Here is an 18,202-nt window from a genome sequence, read left to right on the forward strand (position 1 = left end):
GCGCATTCAGACGCAGGTTGCAATTGCCTCGGATCTGATGCGTCGCCTCATGCGCGATCCCGCGGCGGACTTGCATCCGTCGCGGGATTCGGCGTGAGCGGTCCGTTCGGTCCGCGTGATGGAATCTCTTCAGGCATGCGGCCCGGCAATTCGTCGGGCGGCGCTGGCGAGCCGGGCTCGCGCACCGGCGGTGCGATTTCAGGCTGCGGATTGCTCGGCGGAATCCCCGGCGGCGGTTCGGTGGGCGTACCGGGCGTCGACGGCGGTATCTCGGGCGGCTCGATCGGCATTACATAGAGACCTTGCGGTTGTCGCCGAGATCGGGGCGCGTGTTCGTCACCGCCGCGGCCGCCATCTTCACATAGGAAATCACGGTGCCGGGCGAGTCCCAGAACTCGGCATCGTCAGGCGTGACCTTGAGCACGCGGATGTTCGGATCTTCCGCAGAGTCCCACCACGCCTTGGCCGGCGTCGAGAACAGCTCCTTGATCTTGGCACGGTCATTGGAGATCATTGCGGTGCCCGTCAGCGACACGTATTTCTGGCTGCCGGCATCTGCGAACGACAGGTTGATGGACGGATTGCGCGCGATCTCCTCGTCCTTGTGACGCCGCGCGTCGGTGAGGAAATAAATCGTGTTCGCGTTGCGGTCGAGATAGGCGCTCATCGGCCGCGCGCGGAGCTTGTCGCCATCGCGCGTCACCAGCATCGCGAATCCGATCGTCTTCATCAGATCCCATACGCGGTCGACGTCGCGGGCATTGTCGTTGGCCATGTCGTGCTCCTTCTTGCAAGGGACGACAACGGCGCGCGCGGAACGAGGTTCCGGCCGAAGGATGGAACTTATCTATTCCGGCGCGTGGCAAACCGCCTCGATGTTGTGTCCATCAGGGTCGAGCACGAAGGCGCCGTAATAGGTCGGATGGTAATGCGCCCGGATGCCCGGCGGCCCGTTGTCGCGCCCGCCCGCTGCAATCGCCGCCTTGTAGAACGCGTCCACCGTGGCGCGGTCCTTCGCCAGAATCGCGACATGCACCGGCTTGTTCAGCGCGCCCTCGCCGCCGATCCAGAAATCCGGCTTGCCGTCGGCGCCGAAGCCGGCGGCTGGATCGTGTCCGGTCTGCTCCTGCGTGACCTCCATGATCAGGCTGCAGCCGAGCGGCGCCAATGCCTTGGCGTAGAACGCCTTGGCGCGCTCATAGTCGGAGACCGGGAAGCCCATATGGTCGATCATTCGTAACATCCGTTGTTCGTCGTCAGCGCGACAGGAACGTATTGCTCCGCGTCTTGCGCGCAACCACGAAACCGCGCGCGACCATGTCGGCGATACAATCGTCCCGCCATTCCTTTTGCGACAAATGCTCGATTACCACCGCGCGCGGCCATAGCAATTGCGGCGCGTCGCGGAAGAAGCCGATCAAAACGCGATCCTCGAAGCCCTCGACGTCGATCTTCAGCGCGTCCACCTTGGTGACGCCGGCCTCGCCGAGAATGCGCGTCAACCGCAGCGAGGGCACCTTGATCGCCTCGGCGCTGGCCGTGCCGGTGACGACATGCGTGGCACCGAGATTGTCGCCGCCGCTCTCGATCATCAGCTCGCCGTCGCTGTCGCCGGCGGCCGCCTGCACCAGGCGCACCTGCGTCGCTTTCGACGCGGCCTGGTTGAACGACAGCCGTCCAAACGTCATCGGATGCGGCTCGATGGCGATCACTTTGCCTGATGGCCCGACCTGTCGCGCCATCACCAGCGCGAAGGTGCCGACATTGGCGCCGACGTCGACGAACACGCCGCCCTCCGGGGTGTGCTGGCGCAGGAAGTCGAGCTCGTCGAGATTGTAATCGGGATTGAACAGCGCGCCGCGCTCGGTGGCGCTGCCCTGGTGATAGAAGCGGAACGATGCGCCCTGGTATTGCACGTCGATGGGACCACCGCGCAGCAGGTTCACCAATCGCGACAGCCAGGGCCGGAACGCGCCGCGCTTCAGCCCCGATTGTGTCGCGAGGCGAATGATCGCGGCCTGCGCCGCGTTCGGCGCAAACGCGCCGAACGGCGCGGACGAAGGGGCATTATCGGTCGCCAAGTCAAAGTCCTCGTTGCAAGCGGCGCATGCATAGCCGGTTTTGCCGGGGACTCCAACGCTCGATCCGGGCAACAATCTCTGGGTCGTCCCGGCCTTCGCCGGGACGACGAAGAAAAGAGACCGCCCCTCACGCCGCCTTTTTCGGCGCCTTGCGCTGGCGCAGGAAGCGGCCGAGCAGCTTGCGCTTGCCCTTGCGCGGGATCAGGTCGATATCGCTGACGAGTTTTGCGCCGCCCTTGCGGCGCTCCAGCACGATCTTGCGGCTGTGGAAGGCTTCCAGCTCGACACGATGCGCGACGCTGACGATGGTGGCCTTCGGCAGTTCGTCGGTGATCATCTTCATCATCTTGTCCTGGCTCTTCTCGTCGAGCGCCGAGGTCGCCTCGTCGAGCACGACGATATCCGGGTTGTGCAGCAACAACCGCGCGAAGGCGAGGCGCTGCTTCTCGCCGCCGGACAGCGTCTGGTCCCAGGGTGCTTCTTCCTCGATCTTCTCCTTGAGATGGTCGAGGCCGACCTTGTGCAGGGCCTCGCCGATCTCCTCGACCGTCCAGTCGTCTTCCGCGCCGGGATAGGCGACGGCACGACGCAAGGAGCCCGACGGCACGTAGGGTCGCTGTGGCAGCATGAACAGCCGCCGGTCGGGATGGAAATTGACGCTGCCGCCACCCCATGGCCAGAGCCCGGCGATGGCGCGCACCAGCGTGCTCTTGCCGGTGCCGGATTCGCCGGCCACCAGCAGCCGCTCGCCACGCTCGATCACCACCTCGGTCTCGCCGACCACGGCGGTGCCGTCATCGAGCGTGACGGAGAGATCCTTCAGCTCCAGCATGGCGTCATTGCTGGTCTCGCCGCGCTTGATGCGGCCGAAGCCGTCGCCCAGCTCGGCGCGCTCGAGGCCGTCGAGCGACATCATCAGCGAGGCGATGCGGCGAGCGCAGGCATTCCAGTCGGCGAGCCGCGGATAATTGTCGACCAACCAGCCGAACGCGCTCTGCACGATGGTGAAGGCGGAAGCCGCCTGCATCACCTGACCCAGCGTCATGCTGCCGTCGAGGAATTTCGGCGCGCACAGCAGAAGCGGCACGACCGGCGCAACGAGGCTCGATCCCTGCGACACCAGCGTGGTGCGCATGTGCTGACCCGCGAGCCGCGCCCATTGCCGCAGCACGTTGGTGAAATTGCGGTCGATGCCGTCGCGCTCCTCCTCCTCGCCGCCGAGCAGCGCGATGCTCTCGCCGTTCTCGCGCACGCGCGTCAGCGTGTAGCGGAAATCGGCCTCAGCCTGGTTCTTGTCCTCGGAGACCTGCACGAATTGGCGGCCGATCACCAGGATCGAGCCCGATGCGATTCCCGCATAGAGCATCGCGGCGATCACCAGGAAGCCGGGAATGGTCACCGACGATCCCGCAAGGGTGACGGTGAGCGCGCCGCCGATCGTCCAGAGCACGACGATGAAGGTCACGGCCGACAGCAGCGCGGACGTCACGCCGGCGAGAAAATCCACCGGAGAATCGGTCGCGACGCGCAGATCCTCCGCGATCCGGTATTCCGGATTCTTGTGGTCGCCGCTGACGAGATTGAGCTGGTAATAGCGGCCGTTGCCAAGCCAGCGCGTCAGCACGCTTGCCGTCAGCCACGCCCGCCAGCGCCGCTGGATGCCCATGCGCGCGAACACTTGTGCCACGCCGAGCACGATGCTGCCGATCGCGAGCGGGAAGAATACCGCGGTGAGATGGAAGACGGTGGACGCCTCGCGCTTCTCGATCGCGTCGAAGATCGCCCGATTCCAGACATTGATGCCGTATTGGAAGCCGACGGTGAGGACGATCAGCAGGCCGAGGCCGACGGAGTAGAGCCACGCAAGCCGGTCGCCGTTGCCGCCCCAGAAGCCGCGCGCGCTGATCCAGAAGCGGGTGAGGAGATAGTCCTTGCGGGCCTGCTCGGCCTCTTCAGGCGACAGCTCCGGGTCGGGCTCGACCAGCTCGGGCGGCGGCGGAGCCACTTCCCCGCCGGTCTCGCCGATGATTTCGACGATGGGCGGCTTCTTGCCCGATTCGCGTTTTCTGACCGGCTTTTGCATGGCCGGATAACGCAAGCTAAATCAAAAGGTTCCCGTAGGTTCCGGGCGTCAGCTCACTCGGCGGCGCCGTCGCGCACCCGGCGCCGCGCGACCCGGTGCAGCACGCGCGATAGCTGATCGATCGCGTAGGGCTTCTGCACGAGCTCGAAATCGACCTTGCCGTCCTGGGACAGCGCCTCGCTGTAGCCGGTGGTCAGCACGACCGGCACGCCGATGCCGCGGTCGCGGACCGCCTGCGCGAGATCGAGCCCGGTCATGCCGGGCATCACGATGTCCGAGAAAACGACATCGAAGCGATCGGCATCCATGACCAGCTCGGCGAGTGCATCGGTTGCGTTGTCGATCAGCGTGACGCTGTAGCCGAGCTCGGTGAGGCCGTCGGCCGCGAAATTGGCGAGTTCGATATTGTCCTCGACCAGCAGCACCGACATGCCGCTGCCGGCCACGGCCGGGGCCGTATTCGGTGCCTGCCGCTGCGGCAGCAAATCCGGCGCCACGCGCGGCAGGTAGAGCGAGAAGGTGCTGCCGTGGCCGACCTCGCTGGTGACTGTCACCTCGCCGCCGGACTGCCGGGCGAAGCCGAACACCTGCGATAGGCCGAGACCGGTGCCGTGGCCGATCTGCTTGGTGGTGAAGAACGGTTCGAAGATGCGCTCGAGCCGCGTAGCCGGAATGCCGATGCCGGTGTCGCTGACGGCAATGCCGACGAAACCGTGTTTGCCAGCAAGGTCACGGCCGCCTGAAAGATCAGGGTTGCCCGAGACGGGAGCCCGCGTGTCCGCAATGGTCGCCGCGGCCTCGACGTTGAAGACGATCCTGCCCTTGCCGTGCATGGCATCGCGCGCATTGGTCGCCATGTTGATCAACGCCGTCTCGAACTGGCTTGCATCGGCATTGACGAGGCAGGGCTCGGCCGGCAGCCGCATCGCGATTTCGATCGCGGGTCCGAGCAGCGTCGCGAGCATGTCGTGCAGCGACTGCAACCGCGCGCCGACGTCGAACACCTCCGGCTTCAAGGTCTGGCGGCGCGCGAAGGCGAGCAGCTGCGATGTCAGCTTGGCTGCGCGCCCGACCGCGTCTGCGATGGCCGTGATGTAGCGCTGGCGCCGCTCCTCGCTCAGCTGCGGCCGGTTCAGCAGGTCAACGGAGGCGCGAATCACGGTCAGGAGGTTGTTGAAGTCGTGCGCGACGCCGCCGGTGAGCTGGCCGAGCGCCTCAAGGCGCTGGCTGTGCTTGAGCGCCTCCTCGGCTTCGCGCCGCGCGGCGGCCTCGGCCTGGAGATGCTGGGTGCGCCGGAACGCGAACGCCAGCAGCAGAAACAGCAGCGCGGTGGCGGGAATGCCGAACACCAGATGCTGGCCCATGGTGGCGAACCAGCGCGCGCGGATCGCCGAGGTCTCCAACCCCGCGCTGACATAGATCGGGTATTCGGCGATGCGTCGGTAGCCGATGCGGCGCTCGACCTCGTCCCATGGCCAGGCAATGGTGATGAGGCCATGCTCGGGGTGAGCTGCGATGCTGCGGCCGACCGGCCCGTTAGGATCGAGCCTGAGGTCGCGATCCAGCCGCGGAAGATGCGCCAGCACCACGCCGTCGGTGCGTCCCATGGCGAGGAAGCTGCCAGGGTCGGAGCCGATCCGGGCATAAAAGCTCTCGAAATATTCCGGGAGGACAGAGGCCTGGATCACGCCGATGAAGCTGCCGTCGTCGGAGCCGCGGCGGCGGCTGACCCCGAAGAAGCGCGCGCCCTGATAGGGCTGGCGCGGCGTCAGGGGAACACCGATGTAGCTGCCGATGGTCTGGTCGACATGGGCGGCAAAGTAGTCGCGGTCCGCAAAGCTCTGCGCCGGCGGCGGCGAGGCCAGGCTGTTGACCAGCGACTTTCCGTCCGCATCGAAGATCCATGCCGATTTGAGCTGCGGCAGCGAATCGGAGAGTTGCTTCAGGCGGCGGTGCAGGGCCGGCTCGCGCGAGCGGATGATGTCGTCGGGCATGCCGCGCACCACCTCGTTGATCTCGGCGAGGCTGCGGTCGATGGTCTCGAACACCTTGAGCGCATGCTCATGCGCGACATCGAGGGTGCGCTCGATCTCGCGGTCGGCGATATCTTTCGTCGAGGTGTAGGAGATCGAGGCGGCGATCGCGAACAGCGCAATCGGCAGCGCCAGGGACGCAGCCATCATCCACTGCAGCAATCTCAGCGAATTGCGTTGTGCGCCCTGCACGGTCGCTCCGGTCCCACGCCGGAGAGCTTACTTGAATTTCGCGCCGGGAAGGAAGCGGCTTGTGGCGGGAACCAGAGGTTGCAACCCGCCTGCTTGCGCGCGCAGGGGTGCAGGCAAAATCTACTCGAACACCTGCCCGTCGTAGAATGCCCCGGCCGTTCCGGCCGGGGATCGCAGCATGAATGACGCCTAGATCTGGCGCTCGACCATCTTGAGCTTGAGCTCGGCGATGGCTTCCGCCGGGTTGAGGCCCTTCGGGCAGGCCTTGGCGCAGTTCATGATGGTGTGGCAGCGATAGAGGCGGAACGGGTCCTCGAGATTGTCGAGCCGCTCGCCGGTCGCCTCATCCCGCGAATCCGATACCCAGCGGTTGGCCTGGAGCAGCGCGGCGGGACCGAGGTAGCGCTCGCTGTTCCACCAATAGCTCGGGCAAGAGGTCGAGCAGCAGGCGCAGAGGATGCATTCATAGAGGCCGTCGAGCTTCTCGCGGTCTTCGTGGCTCTGCTTCCATTCCTTCTGCGGCGTCGGCGAGGTCGTCTTTAGCCACGGCTCGACCGAAGCGTATTGTGCATAGAAATTGGTGAGGTCGGGGATGAGGTCCTTCACGACAGGCTGGTGCGGCAGCGGATTGATCTTCACCGCGCCGTCCTTCACGTCGTGCATCGAGCGGGTACAGGCCAGGGTGTTCTGGCCGTCGATGTTCATCGCGCAGGAGCCGCAGACGCCTTCGCGGCAGGAGCGGCGGAAGGTCAGCGACGGGTCGATGTTGTTCTTGATCCAGATCAGGCCGTCCAGCACCATCGGCCCGCAATCATGGGTGTCGACGTAATAGGTGTCGACGCTGGGAGTCTTGCCGTCGTCCGGATTCCAGCGATAGACGCGGAATTCACGGACCTCAGTCGCGCCCGCGGGCTTCGGCCAGGTCTTGCCGCCTGATATCTTGGAGTTCTTCGGAAGTGCGAATTCAACCATTTCGATAAAGCTTTCGCTGTTCGCTCAGTACACGCGCGCCGTTTAGTAAACGCGAGCTTTGGGCGGGATGTACTGGACGTCGTTGGTCATGGTGTAGTCGTGAACGGGGCGGTACTCGATCTTGACCTTGCCGGAATCTTCCAGCCAGGCCAGCGTGTGCTTCATCCAGTTCTTGTCGTCGCGCTCGGAGAAGTCCTCGCGGGCATGCGCGCCACGGCTCTCGGTGCGGTTGGCGGCCGAGTTCATCGTCACCACCGCCTGCGAGATCAGATTGTCGAATTCGAGCGTCTCGATCAGGTCGGAATTCCACACCAGCGAGCGGTCGGATACGGCGATGTCGATGATGCCGCTATGGACCTTCTCGATCAGGTTCTGGCCTTCGCTCAGGATGTCGCCGGTGCGGAACACCGCGCAATTGTTCTGCATCACGTGCTGCATGCCTTCGCGCAGCTTCGCGGTCGGCGTGCCGCCGGAGGCGTAGCGGTAGTGGTCGAGCCGGCCGAGCGCCAGGTCGGACGAATTCGCCGGCAATTCCGGCTGGCTGGCGTTCGGCGTGAGCTTCTCGGCGAGGCGCAGCGCCGCGGCGCGTCCGAACACGACGAGGTCGATCAGCGAGTTGGAGCCGAGGCGGTTGGCGCCGTGCACGGAGACGCAGGCGGCCTCGCCGATCGCCATCAGGCCGGGGATGATGGCGTTGTCGTCGCCGTCCTTCTTGGTCAGGACTTCGCCGTGATAGTTCGTCGGGATGCCGCCCATGTTGTAATGCACGGTCGGCACAATTGGGATCGGCTCGCGCGTCACGTCGACATTGGCGAAGATCTTTGCGGATTCCGAGATGCCCGGCAGGCGTTCGGCCAGCACCGCGGGATCGAGATGGTCGAGATGAAGGAAGATGTGGTCCTTCTTCTTGCCGACACCGCGACCTTCGCGAATCTCGATGGTCATCGCGCGCGAGACGACGTCACGCGAGGCCAGATCCTTGGCGGAGGGCGCATAGCGCTCCATGAAGCGCTCGCCCTCGGAGTTGACGAGATAGCCGCCTTCGCCGCGCGCGCCTTCGGTGACGAGACAGCCCGAACCGTAGATGCCGGTCGGGTGGAACTGCACGAACTCCATGTCCTGCATCGGCAGACCGGCGCGCAGCACCATGCCGCCGCCGTCGCCGGTGCAGGTGTGCGCCGAGGTGCAGGATGCATAGGCGCGGCCATAGCCGCCGGTGGCGAGGATCACGGTCTGGGCGCGGAAGCGGTGCAGCGTGCCGTCATCGAGCTTGAGCGCGATAACGCCGCGGCAGGTGCCCTGGTCGTCCATGATCAGGTCGATGGCAAAGAACTCGATGAAGAACTCGGCCGCGTGACGCAGCGACTGGCCGTACATCGTGTGCAGCATGGCGTGGCCGGTGCGGTCGGCGGCGGCGCAGGTGCGCTGCGCCTGGCCCTTGCCGTAGTCCATGGTCATGCCGCCGAACGGGCGCTGGTAGATCTTGCCGTCTTCGGTGCGCGAGAACGGCACGCCCCAATGCTCGAGCTCGTAGACCGCCTCGGGCGCGTTGCGCACCATGTATTCGATCGCGTCCTGGTCGCCCAGCCAGTCCGACCCCTTCACGGTGTCGTACATGTGCCAGCGCCAGTCGTCCTTGTGCATGTTGCCGAGGGACGCCGAGATGCCGCCCTGCGCCGCGACGGTGTGCGAGCGGGTCGGAAACACTTTGGTGATGCAGGCGGTACGAAGACCGGCTTCGCTGCAGCCGACCACGGCGCGCAGGCCTGCGCCGCCGGCGCCGACCACGACGACATCATAGGTGTGATCTTCGATCGGATAGGCTTTGCCGTTGGTGGCGGGAGCGCCGTTGCCCTTGCCATTGGTCTCTGTGGCCATGGGTTTAGACTCCGGAGGAAAGTTTCAGGATCGCGTAGGTCGAGGCGAGCGCCACGGCGAACGAGAAGAAGTTGTTGAGCATGATCGAGATGAGCTTCAGCTTCTCGTTATGGATGTAGTCCTCGATCACGACCTGCATGCCGATCTTCATGTGCCAGGCGCTGGCGAAGATGAAGAGCAGCAGGATCACCGCGATCGGCAGCGAGCCGAGAATCTGTGCGGCGCCGGCCTGGTTGCGGCCGAGCAGCATCATCACGATCACGATCACGGGGATCATCAGCAGCGTCATGGCGACGCCGGTGATGCGCTGGCGCCAGAAATCGGAGGTGCCCGAATGCGCCGCGCCGAGATTGCGCACGCGGCCGAGCGGGGTGCGCATGGAGGAGCCCTTCGGGGCGCCGTGGGATTCGTCGAAACTCATCGTCCGCCTCCGATCGCGTAGGCGATGATCCAAATGAGGACCGTGAGCACGATGCCGCCGATCAGGGCGCCCCAGGTCAACGCTTCGCGCTCATTGGCCTTGAAGCCGTAGCCGAGGTCCCAGACGAAATGCCGGATGCCGCTGAGCATGTGGTGCATCAGCGCCCAAGTGTAGCCGAACACGATCAGGCGGCCGATGATGCTGCCGGTGAAGGCTTGGACGTGGCTATAGGCGGCGGGGCCGGAGGCCGCCGCAATCAGCCACCAGGCCAGCAGCAGCGTTCCGGCGTAGAGGGCAATTCCGGTGGCGCGATGGACGATGGAAAGCGCCATCGTCAGGGTCCAGCGGTAGGTCTGAATGTGCGGCGAAAGCGGTCGTTCGATCCGTGCGGTCATGGGCTTCAATTGCTTTATTGCGGCCCAGCATGGGGCGCGCGGGGATCGCGAAAGGTCGGCTCTATTTACGGAGTCGATTTCACCTGCGCAATCACCAAATCGCCATAAACCGAACTTGAGTTCAGCTCTAGGCCCTTGATGTAACAAGGCCAATCGGAGACTTGGTATACCAGAGGGGTGGCGCACCGGCTAAAGATAGAATATAAATTCACCTCTTGTAATGAGACCCGAGACGCATTGAAATTACTATTGGAACGGCTCCAAGCCGCTGCGGGCCGGCCAGGGTTCGAGCCAGTCAGTTCATGACGTTCGAACCGGTAGGGATGGTCGGCAAGCAATCTCCAAGTTCCGCGAAGCGCGCCGATTTTTCGCGAGACGGGCGGATATGCGCAGTCCGCATCCCACCCCGGACCGGAGATGCGGCGGTCGACCCGACAAATCAGATCGCCTAGAGCATTGCGGGCAGCCGTTTCCGAGCGATGCATCGGAGAAGTTGCGACCCATCGCCGGGGCAGGTCAGGGGTGATTGCAGGACTTGATATCAAGGAGATCGCCGAACTCGCGCTGCTGCTGATCGCAACCGGCGCGCTCTCCGGATTTTTGGCCGGCGTGTTCGGCATCGGCGGCGGCGCGATTCTGGTGCCGGTGTTCTACGAGTGCTTCCGCATCGCCGGTGTGCCGCTCGAGGTGCGCATGCCGCTCTGCATCGGCACTTCGCTCGCTGTCATCATTCCGACCTCGATCCGTTCGTTCCAGGCGCACTACAGGCGCGGCGCCGTCGATCTTGCGATCCTCCGGGTCTGGTGGCTGCCGATCCTGATCGGCGTCGTCGCCGGCAGCGTGGTCGCGCGTTACGCGCCGGAGCGACTGTTCAAGATCGTGTTCGTCGCCGTCGCTTGGTCGGCCGCGGTACGGCTGATCTTCGCGCGCGAGAGCTGGAAGCTCGGCGATGATCTGCCGAAGGGCCCCTTGATGCGAATCTACGGCTTCTGCGTCGGCATTTTGTCGACGTTGATGGGCATCGGCGGTGGCCTGTTCTCGAACCTGCTGATGACGTTCTACGGCCGCCCGATCCACCAGGCAGTGGCGACATCGTCGGCGCTCGCGGTCTTGATCTCGATCCCCGGCGCGCTCGGCTACATCTATGCCGGTTGGCCTGCGGCGGTGAGCTACCCGGCCGTTGCAGCCCTGCAGGTCCCGTTCGCGCTCGGTTACGTCTCGCTGATCGGCGCGGTCCTGGTGATGCCAATGAGCCTTGTGACGGCACCGCTCGGTGTGAAGGCTGCGCATGCAATGTCGAAGCGGACGCTGGAAGTCGCGTTCGGGTGCTATCTGTTCATCGTCGGCAGCAGGTTTGTGATGAGCCTGGTGGGTGGGCACTAATTGACGGACCGGTCCTTCAATCTCACTTCGCTGTGGCCCCACATTTGAAGATTGCCTTGCGCCTCCAGGAGGTCGGCCTCAACCAACGCCTGAATGCGGGCCGCAAAGACCTCAAAATCGACGGGAGCCGCTAGCGCTTCTTCCTTTTCGACCCTCTCAACCGCGCAGTACAGGACCATTGCGAACTTCTGCCATCGCGACTTCATGACAGAGAAAATGACGCGATCCAAATCGGTCTCCAGCACAGAGGACGGAAGTGAAACGTCTTCCCACCGGAGTGTGCTGTCGATGGTGGCAGGCCGTCCCGGCGGTTCAAGATCCGGAAATCGCTTGTAGATCAATCGCAGAAGCTTGAATTGCAAATGGAAAACCGCCGTTACGAGCGGATCTGCAAACAGCTTTCGGCCGTCATCGCCAACATCGACGATCGCGGCCTCCGCTCGCCGGAATGCTGCGGCGGCATCGAGCAGGTGCTTGTGTATCTTCTTAGCTTGCTCTCGGTTCATGTCCCCCCAGCCCGGAGCAGTTGCGCCCCTATTTCTTCGCGTAAAGATCCTTGTACGTATCCCGCAGCACGTTCTTCTGCACCTTGCCCATGGTGTTGCGCGGCAGCTCGTCGACCACGAAGACCCGCTTGGGCATCTTGAACTTGGCCAGCCGGCCGTCGAGCGCCTTCAGCACCGCGGCCTCGGTCACATCGGCGCCCTTGTTGCAGACCAGCACCGCCGTGACGCCCTCGCCGAAATCAGCGTGGGGCACGCCGATCACGGCGGATTCGATCACGCCGGGCATGGCGTCGATCTCGCTCTCGATTTCCTTCGGGTAGACATTGAAGCCGCCGGAGATCACGAGATCCTTGCCGCGGCCGAGAATATGGACGTAACCCTTGGCGTCGATCTTGCCGAGGTCGCCGGTGATGAAGAAGCCGTCGTCGCGGAATTCCGCCTTGGTCTTCTCCGGCATGCGCCAATAGCCCTTGAACACGTTCGGGCCCTTGACCTCGATCATGCCGATTTCGTCACGGGGCAGCTCCTTGCCGGTCTCGGGATCGGTGACGCGTACGGACACGCCGGGGAGCGGAAAGCCGACCGCGCCGGGCACGCGCTCGCCGTCATAGGGATTCGACGTGTTCATGTTGGTCTCGGTCATGCCGTAGCGCTCGAGCACCGCGTGCCCCGTGCGCGCCGACCATTCGCGATGGGTTTCGGCGAGCAGCGGCGCCGAGCCCGAGACGAACAGCCGCATGTGCTTTGTGGTTTCGCGCGACAGCGCAGCGTTCTGGAGCAGACGGGTATAGAACGTCGGCACGCCCATCAGCACCGTGGCACGCGCCATCAGCTTGATGATCAGATCCGGGTCGAGCTTCGGCAGGAAGATCATCGATGCCCGCGCAAACAGCGTCACGTTGGTCGCCACGAACAGGCCGTGGGTGTGGTAGATCGGCAGTGCGTGGATCAGCACGTCCTTGTCGGTGAAGCGCCAGAAGCCGACGAGCGAGAGCGAGTTCGACGCCAGATTGTCGTGGGTCAACATCGCGCCCTTGGAGCGGCCGGTGGTGCCGGACGTGTAGAGGATCGCGGCGAGATCGTCGTTTGCGCGCGCCACCGTGGTGAATTCGCTGCTCGTCTTGTCGGCGGCGTCCGTCAGCGAGCCCTTGCCGTCAGGCCCGAGCGTCTCGACTTTGGCCTTCACCTTGGCGGCGATGGGGGCGAGGCCCTCCGCCTTGGCGGGATCGCAGACCACCAGCGAGGGCTCGGCATCGCCGATGAAGTAGTCGAGCTCGTTGAGCGTATAGGCGGTGTTGAGCGGCAGATAGACTGCGCCGGCCCGCACCGTGGCCAAATACAGCACGATGTTGGTCACGGACTTCTCGACCTGCACCGCAACGCGGTCGCCGGGCTTCACGCCGCGCGCGACCAGCACATTGGCCATCTGTCCGGCCCGGGCGATCAGATCACCATAGCTGATGCGGACCCCGTCATGCGTCTCGATCGCGAGGCGCTTCGGATCGTCGAGGCCGTCGAACAGGCGGGAAAACAGATTGGCGTTGGCAGCTTGGTTCATGCAAGATTTCCTCGACCGCAAGGCTTGACCGCAACGATCGTCAGAGGCCGGTCAAAACCGAGGGCTGGATTAGCAAAAACCGCCCCGATGAAGCAACGGAGACAGTTTGCATGACCAAAAACGGGAAACGCGTGGCCTGGGTGACAGGCGGGGGCAGCGGGATCGGGGAGGCCGGCGCCGAGGCGCTGGCGGCCGACGGCTGGACGGTGGTGGTTTCGGGCCGGCGCAAGGACGCCCTGGATACCGTGGTCGCGAAGATCGCCCAGACGGGCGGGGCCGCCGAGGCCATCGCGCTGGACGTGTCGGTCGCCGCCGCGGCCCAGAAGGCGGCTGATCAAATCGTTGCGAAGCACGGCCGGATCGACCTGCTGGTGAACAATGCCGGCATCAATGTCCCTAAGCGGAGCTGGAAGGACATGGAACTGGAGGGCTGGGACCAGCTGGTCCAGGTCAATCTCAACGGCGTGCTCTATTGCATGCGCGCGGTGCTGCCGACGATGCGCAAGCAGCAGGACGGCTCCATCATCAACGTCTCGTCCTGGGCCGGCCGCCACGTCTCGAAAATGCCGGGCCCGGCCTACACCACGACCAAGCATGCGGTGCTGGCGCTGACGCATTCCTTCAACATGGACGAATGCGTCAACGGCTTGCGCGCCTGCTGCCTGATGCCGGGCGAGGTGGCGACCCCGATCCTGAAGCTGCGCCCGGTGGTACCGAGCGAGGAGGAGCAGGCCAGGATGCTGCAATCCGAAGATCTCGGCCGCACCATCGCGTTCATCGCGAGCATGCCGGCGCGGGTGTGCATCAATGAACTGCTGATCAGCCCGACGCATAATCGCGGGTTTATCCAGACGCCGCACAACAGGGATTGAGCGGCAGGTAGATCGTCGAGGCGCGTCATTGCGAGCGAAGCGAAGCAATCCAGCGGTGCATCCGCGGTGGCAGCCTGGATCGCTTCGTCGCTTCGCTCCTCGCAATGACGCCCCCCACGGAGAACCACGCACTTAGTTTCACCCATCACAAAGAAGTTTTGTTCGAAACCGCTTCGCAAACGCTCCCGTAGTTCGAGCCAACGACGGCGCTGCTGCTTCACACTCGCAGGTCGCAGCCACTGTTGTTGCCCAACTCGAACGCCGGCAATCGCCGGTCACAATCCAATCGGGAGACCCTCCATGTCGAAGCGTATTGCCTATCTCACCGCTGCGGCCTTCAGCGCGCTGGCCATCACCGCGACCGTCGTCGCGCCCGCCCGCGCCGAGGAAAAGACCGTCATGGTCGGCGGCGCCGCGATGTTCCCGTCCAAGAACATCGTCCAGAACGCCGTCAACTCGAAGGACCACACCACGCTGGTGGCGGCGGTGAAGGCGGCCGGCCTGGTGCCGACGCTGGAAGGCAAGGGTCCGTTCACGGTGTTCGCGCCGACCAACGCCGCCTTCGGCAAGCTGCCGGCCGGCACCGTCGACACTCTGGTGAAGCCCGAGAACAAGGCGACGCTGACCAAGATCCTCACCTACCATGTCGTGCCCGGCAAGCTCGAGGCGTCCGACCTCACCGACGGCAAGAAGATGAAGACCGCCGAAGGCGAGGAGCTGACGGTGAAGAAGCAGGACGGCAAGGTCTGGATCCTCGACGCCAAGGGCGGTACCTCGATGGTGACGATCTCCAATGTCAACCAGTCGAACGGTGTAATCCATGTGGTCGACACCGTGCTGATGCCGGCGACGTAAACACCGCGCCGTCCGGCTTCATCCCCGAACCGGATGCGACGAAATGGCGAGCCGGGGGTACCCGGCTCGCTTTATTGTGACCACGATAGCCAGCCGACATGGATTCGATGCCGAACAGGGCGTAACGAAAGCGGAAGCATCGGCGTATAATTGCTGTCAGACGATGTTCAGGACGGAACCGCCATGTCGAGCCTCACAGTCACCGACGAGCAGGTCAGCGCCACCCCGGCCAAAGTGATCCAGCCGGCCTGGGTCCGGGTCATGCACTGGATCAACGCTTTCGCCATGATCCTGATGATCCTGTCGGGTTGGCAGATCTACAACGCCTCGCCGCTGTTCGGTTTCAGCTTTCCGCGCGAGTACACGCTCGGCGGCTGGCTCGGTGGCGGCCTGCTCTGGCACTTTGCGGCGATGTGGCTGTTGATGATCAACGGCCTTGCCTATCTCGTCACCGGCCTTGCCACCGGCCGCTTCCGGAAAAAACTGCTGCCGATCACCCCATCCGGCGTGCTCCACGACGTCAGGGCTGCGCTGACCTTCAAGCTCGGCCATGCCGATCTCTCCGTCTACAATTACGTCCAGCGCGTGCTCTATGCCGGCATCATATTGATCGGCGTGATCATCGTGCTGTCGGGGCTGGGAATGTGGAAACCGGTGCAACTGCACTGGCTCGTGTCCCTGTTCGGCGACTATCCGACCGCGCGCTACATCCATTTCTTCTGCATGGCCGCGATCTGCGCCTTCCTGGTCATTCATGTTTTACTCGCGCTGCTGGTGCCGAAGAGCCTGCGCGCGATGATCATCGGCCGTTGAGTGGAGAGAGAGTCATGGCGAAGCGCTCATTCCTGATCCCGGGCGTCGACAAGCGGCTGCTGATCAAGGATTCCATCAAGACGATGCCAGAGGTCAGCCGCCGCCGCTTCATCGCGGGCGGCGCAAGCCTCGGGGCGCTGACGCTGCTCACCGGCTGCGACGTGATCGACTCGTCCTCCGCGGAGGAGATGCTGAAGTCGGTTTCGAAATTCAACGATGCCGTGCAGGATTTCATCTTCAATCCCGACGCGCTGGCGCCGACGTTTCCCGAGAGCGCGATCACAAAACCGTTTCCGTTCAACGCCTATTACGATCTCGACGACGCGCCCGATGTCGACGGTGCCGACTGGAAGCTCGAAGTCCGCGGTCTCGTCGAGAACAAGAAGTCGTGGACGCTTCCCGAGCTGTACAAGCTGCCGCAGGCTACGCAGATCACCCGTCACATCTGCGTCGAGGGCTGGAGCGCGATCGGCAGCTGGACCGGTACACCCATGCGCGACTTCCTTAAGCTGATCGGCGCCGACACCCGCGCAAAGTATGTCTGGTTCCAGTGCGCCGACAAGGACGGCTACAATTCTCCGCTCGACATGCGCACCGCGCTGCATCCGCAGACCCAGATGACGTTCAAATATGCGGGCGAAATCCTGCCGCGCGCCTACGGCTTCCCGATGAAGATCCGCGTGCCGACCAAGCTCGGCTTCAAGAACCCGAAATACGTGGTGTCGATGGAAGTCACCAACGACTACAAGGGCGGCTATTGGGAAGACCAGGGGTACAATTCGTTCAGCGGAAGCTAGCTGTTGTCGTCCCGGCGAAGGCCGGGGCCCATACCGCGAGGTCTATCGATTTTCGCTAGATGCCAATCCCGAACGACCAGTCTTCCCCAAAATGCTCCCTGTGGTTATGGGTCCCGGCCTTCGCCGGGACGACACTTGTTATGAGGCCGGCTCCACTTTCCGCTGGCACAGCGCGGCAACCGCGCCCAGCGCCAGCAGCGCCGCCGACACATTCAGCGCGTAACTCAAGCTCCCCAGCGCGTCCGTGATCGCGCCGACCACGATCGGGCCCAGCGTCTGGCCGACGCCGAACGAGATCGTCATCGCCGCGATCGCGGTCGGCCACACCTCGGGCGGATAGTTGAAGCGCACGAAGGCGGTGGTCGAGCCGACTACGGCGAAGAAGGCGACGCCGAACACGATCGCCGAGACCGCGAGCCATGCCGGCGAATGCCCGAGCATCGGCAGGGCGGCGCCGAGCGCGTTGGTGCCGAGGATGATGGCGGTGGCAAGACCACCGCGATCGAGCGCGAGCACGCGGCGCCAGGCCCACGGCGTGACGAAGGCGCTCAAGCCAATCAGGCTCCAGAACGCGGCCTGCGCTGCGGCCCCGCCGCCGCCGTCGCGCACATAGGCGATCATGAAGGTCATGTAGGCGATGTAACCCGCGCCAAACAGGAAGTAGCCGGCGAGGTAGATCAGCACCGGAAAAATGGCGAAGGCGCCGTGGCCGCCTTGCGAGAAACGCACGCCGCTCTCGATGCGGACCAGGAACAGCGGCACGGTCATGACGACAGACAGCAGCGTCATCGCCCACCACACGATCCACCACGAGCCCGGCCCGAAATATTGCAGCGTGAACGGGGCGATCAGGCCCGAGGCGAGAATGCCGATGCCGGGTCCGGCATAGAACAGGCTCAGCAGGAAATTGGCCCGCTCCGGGCGCGACTGCGCAATGGAAGCGGCCAGCGCGCCGCCGGCGACGAAACCGGCCGCGGCGCCAACGCCCAGCACGAGACGGGCCAGGCTCAGCGCAACGAAGTTCCCGGTCAGCGCGCAAGTCGCAAGCGCGGCGACGCAGGCCAGGGTTCCGCCACGGATCGCGGCCGACCAGCCGACCCGTTCGATCAACCGGGATGCCACAAGCGCGCCCGCGAGGTAGCCGACGGCGTTGATGGTGTTCATGAAACCGGCCGCCGAGTAGGACCAGCCGAGGTCCTCCCGCATGTCGGGCAGCACCAGCGAATAGGCGAAGCGGCCGATACCCAGCCCAACCGTCGCAGCCAGCGACAGGGTCAGGATCAGCCGCGCGGGATGGGCGTCGGGCGGGGGACGTTCAGGGGCGTGCAAATGGGTACTCCGGCATGCGCAGTGTGGCAGGCCC

Annotated in this window: 18 protein-coding genes; 5 read left to right on the forward strand and 13 right to left on the reverse strand. The window is 64.4% G+C overall.

The annotated features are described in order from the left end of the window. Positions 1-47: 47 nt before the first annotated feature. The 10 genes from IVB07_RS00555 to sdhC all read right to left on the reverse strand — a co-directional run bounded on the left by IVB07_RS00555 (position 48) and on the right by sdhC (position 10,055). Positions 48-290 (reverse strand): hypothetical protein, encoded by a 243-nt coding sequence (locus IVB07_RS00555; protein ID WP_018459772.1) that lies wholly within the window; start codon positions 288-290, stop codon positions 48-50. Continuing rightward, positions 290-775 (reverse strand): pyridoxamine 5'-phosphate oxidase family protein, encoded by a 486-nt coding sequence (locus tag IVB07_RS00560; protein ID WP_018459773.1) that lies wholly within the window; start codon positions 773-775, stop codon positions 290-292. Before IVB07_RS00560 ends, IVB07_RS00555 begins: the two co-directional genes overlap by 1 nt. 72 nt (positions 776-847) lie before the next feature. Next, positions 848-1,234 (reverse strand): VOC family protein, encoded by a 387-nt coding sequence (locus tag IVB07_RS00565; protein WP_247767440.1) that lies wholly within the window; start codon positions 1,232-1,234, stop codon positions 848-850. A 22-nt stretch (positions 1,235-1,256) separates the two neighbouring features. Further along, positions 1,257-2,081, reverse strand: coding sequence for an FkbM family methyltransferase (locus IVB07_RS00570; RefSeq protein WP_018459774.1), 825 nt, complete (start codon positions 2,079-2,081; stop codon positions 1,257-1,259). A gap of 127 nt (positions 2,082-2,208) precedes the next feature. After that, positions 2,209-4,164: an ABC transporter ATP-binding protein/permease gene (locus IVB07_RS00575; protein WP_026233875.1), complete on the reverse strand. Its 1,956-nt coding sequence runs from the start codon at positions 4,162-4,164 to the stop codon at positions 2,209-2,211. 53 nt (positions 4,165-4,217) lie between these two features. Then, on the reverse strand, positions 4,218-6,389 hold the full coding sequence (locus IVB07_RS00580; RefSeq protein WP_247295784.1) for a hybrid sensor histidine kinase/response regulator: 2,172 nt from the start codon (positions 6,387-6,389) through the stop codon (positions 4,218-4,220). 189 nt (positions 6,390-6,578) lie between these two features. Beyond that, entirely contained in the window at positions 6,579-7,361 is a 783-nt protein-coding gene (locus IVB07_RS00585; RefSeq protein ID WP_018459776.1) for a succinate dehydrogenase iron-sulfur subunit, read from the reverse strand. A 42-nt stretch (positions 7,362-7,403) separates the two neighbouring features. Further along, positions 7,404-9,239 (reverse strand): succinate dehydrogenase flavoprotein subunit, encoded by a 1,836-nt coding sequence (gene sdhA / locus IVB07_RS00590; RefSeq protein ID WP_018459777.1) that lies wholly within the window; start codon positions 9,237-9,239, stop codon positions 7,404-7,406. 4 nt (positions 9,240-9,243) lie between these two features. Continuing rightward, a complete protein-coding gene (gene sdhD / locus IVB07_RS00595) occupies positions 9,244-9,660 on the reverse strand; it encodes a succinate dehydrogenase, hydrophobic membrane anchor protein (protein WP_007598776.1) in 417 nt (138 codons plus the stop codon). Then, complete coding sequence (sdhC, locus tag IVB07_RS00600) at positions 9,657-10,055, reverse strand: succinate dehydrogenase, cytochrome b556 subunit (protein WP_018459778.1); 399 nt, start codon at positions 10,053-10,055, stop codon at positions 9,657-9,659. Before sdhC ends, sdhD begins: the two co-directional genes overlap by 4 nt. 522 nt (positions 10,056-10,577) lie before the next feature. Between sdhC and IVB07_RS00605 the strand changes: the two genes are divergently transcribed. After that, positions 10,578-11,438: a sulfite exporter TauE/SafE family protein gene (locus tag IVB07_RS00605; protein ID WP_018459779.1), complete on the forward strand. Its 861-nt coding sequence runs from the start codon at positions 10,578-10,580 to the stop codon at positions 11,436-11,438. On the opposite strand, the gene IVB07_RS00610 is transcribed toward IVB07_RS00605, so the two are convergent. Beyond that, the gene (locus IVB07_RS00610) at positions 11,435-11,944 is read right to left on the reverse strand and encodes a hypothetical protein (RefSeq protein WP_204512880.1); all 510 of its coding nucleotides are present in this window, start codon (positions 11,942-11,944) and stop codon (positions 11,435-11,437) included. The genes IVB07_RS00605 and IVB07_RS00610 overlap by 4 nt on opposite strands. 28 nt (positions 11,945-11,972) lie before the next feature. Next, positions 11,973-13,502, reverse strand: coding sequence for a malonyl-CoA synthase (locus IVB07_RS00615; RefSeq protein WP_018459781.1), 1,530 nt, complete (start codon positions 13,500-13,502; stop codon positions 11,973-11,975). Between the two features lie 110 nt (positions 13,503-13,612). Here IVB07_RS00615 and IVB07_RS00620 point away from each other — a divergent pair, with 110 nt between their 5' ends. The 4 genes from IVB07_RS00620 (at position 13,613) to IVB07_RS00635 (ending at position 16,839) form a co-directional block, all read left to right on the forward strand. Further along, a complete protein-coding gene (locus tag IVB07_RS00620; RefSeq protein WP_018459782.1) occupies positions 13,613-14,374 on the forward strand; it encodes an SDR family NAD(P)-dependent oxidoreductase in 762 nt (253 codons plus the stop codon). 300 nt (positions 14,375-14,674) lie between these two features. Then, entirely contained in the window at positions 14,675-15,229 is a 555-nt protein-coding gene (locus tag IVB07_RS00625) for a fasciclin domain-containing protein (protein ID WP_018459783.1), read from the forward strand. A 183-nt stretch (positions 15,230-15,412) separates the two neighbouring features. Beyond that, on the forward strand, positions 15,413-16,042 hold the full coding sequence (locus IVB07_RS00630; protein ID WP_018459784.1) for a cytochrome b/b6 domain-containing protein: 630 nt from the start codon (positions 15,413-15,415) through the stop codon (positions 16,040-16,042). A 14-nt stretch (positions 16,043-16,056) separates the two neighbouring features. Continuing rightward, a complete protein-coding gene (locus IVB07_RS00635; RefSeq protein ID WP_204512876.1) occupies positions 16,057-16,839 on the forward strand; it encodes a molybdopterin-dependent oxidoreductase in 783 nt (260 codons plus the stop codon). 138 nt (positions 16,840-16,977) lie between these two features. Here the strand turns inward: IVB07_RS00635 and IVB07_RS00640 are convergent, their stop codons facing one another. Next, positions 16,978-18,168: a YbfB/YjiJ family MFS transporter gene (locus tag IVB07_RS00640; protein ID WP_018459786.1), complete on the reverse strand. Its 1,191-nt coding sequence runs from the start codon at positions 18,166-18,168 to the stop codon at positions 16,978-16,980. Between the last annotated feature and the right edge of the window lie 34 nt (positions 18,169-18,202).

The sequence above is a fragment of the Bradyrhizobium sp. 172 genome (assembly GCF_023101065.1).
Taxonomy (GTDB): Bacteria; Pseudomonadota; Alphaproteobacteria; order Rhizobiales; family Xanthobacteraceae; genus Bradyrhizobium; species Bradyrhizobium canariense_D.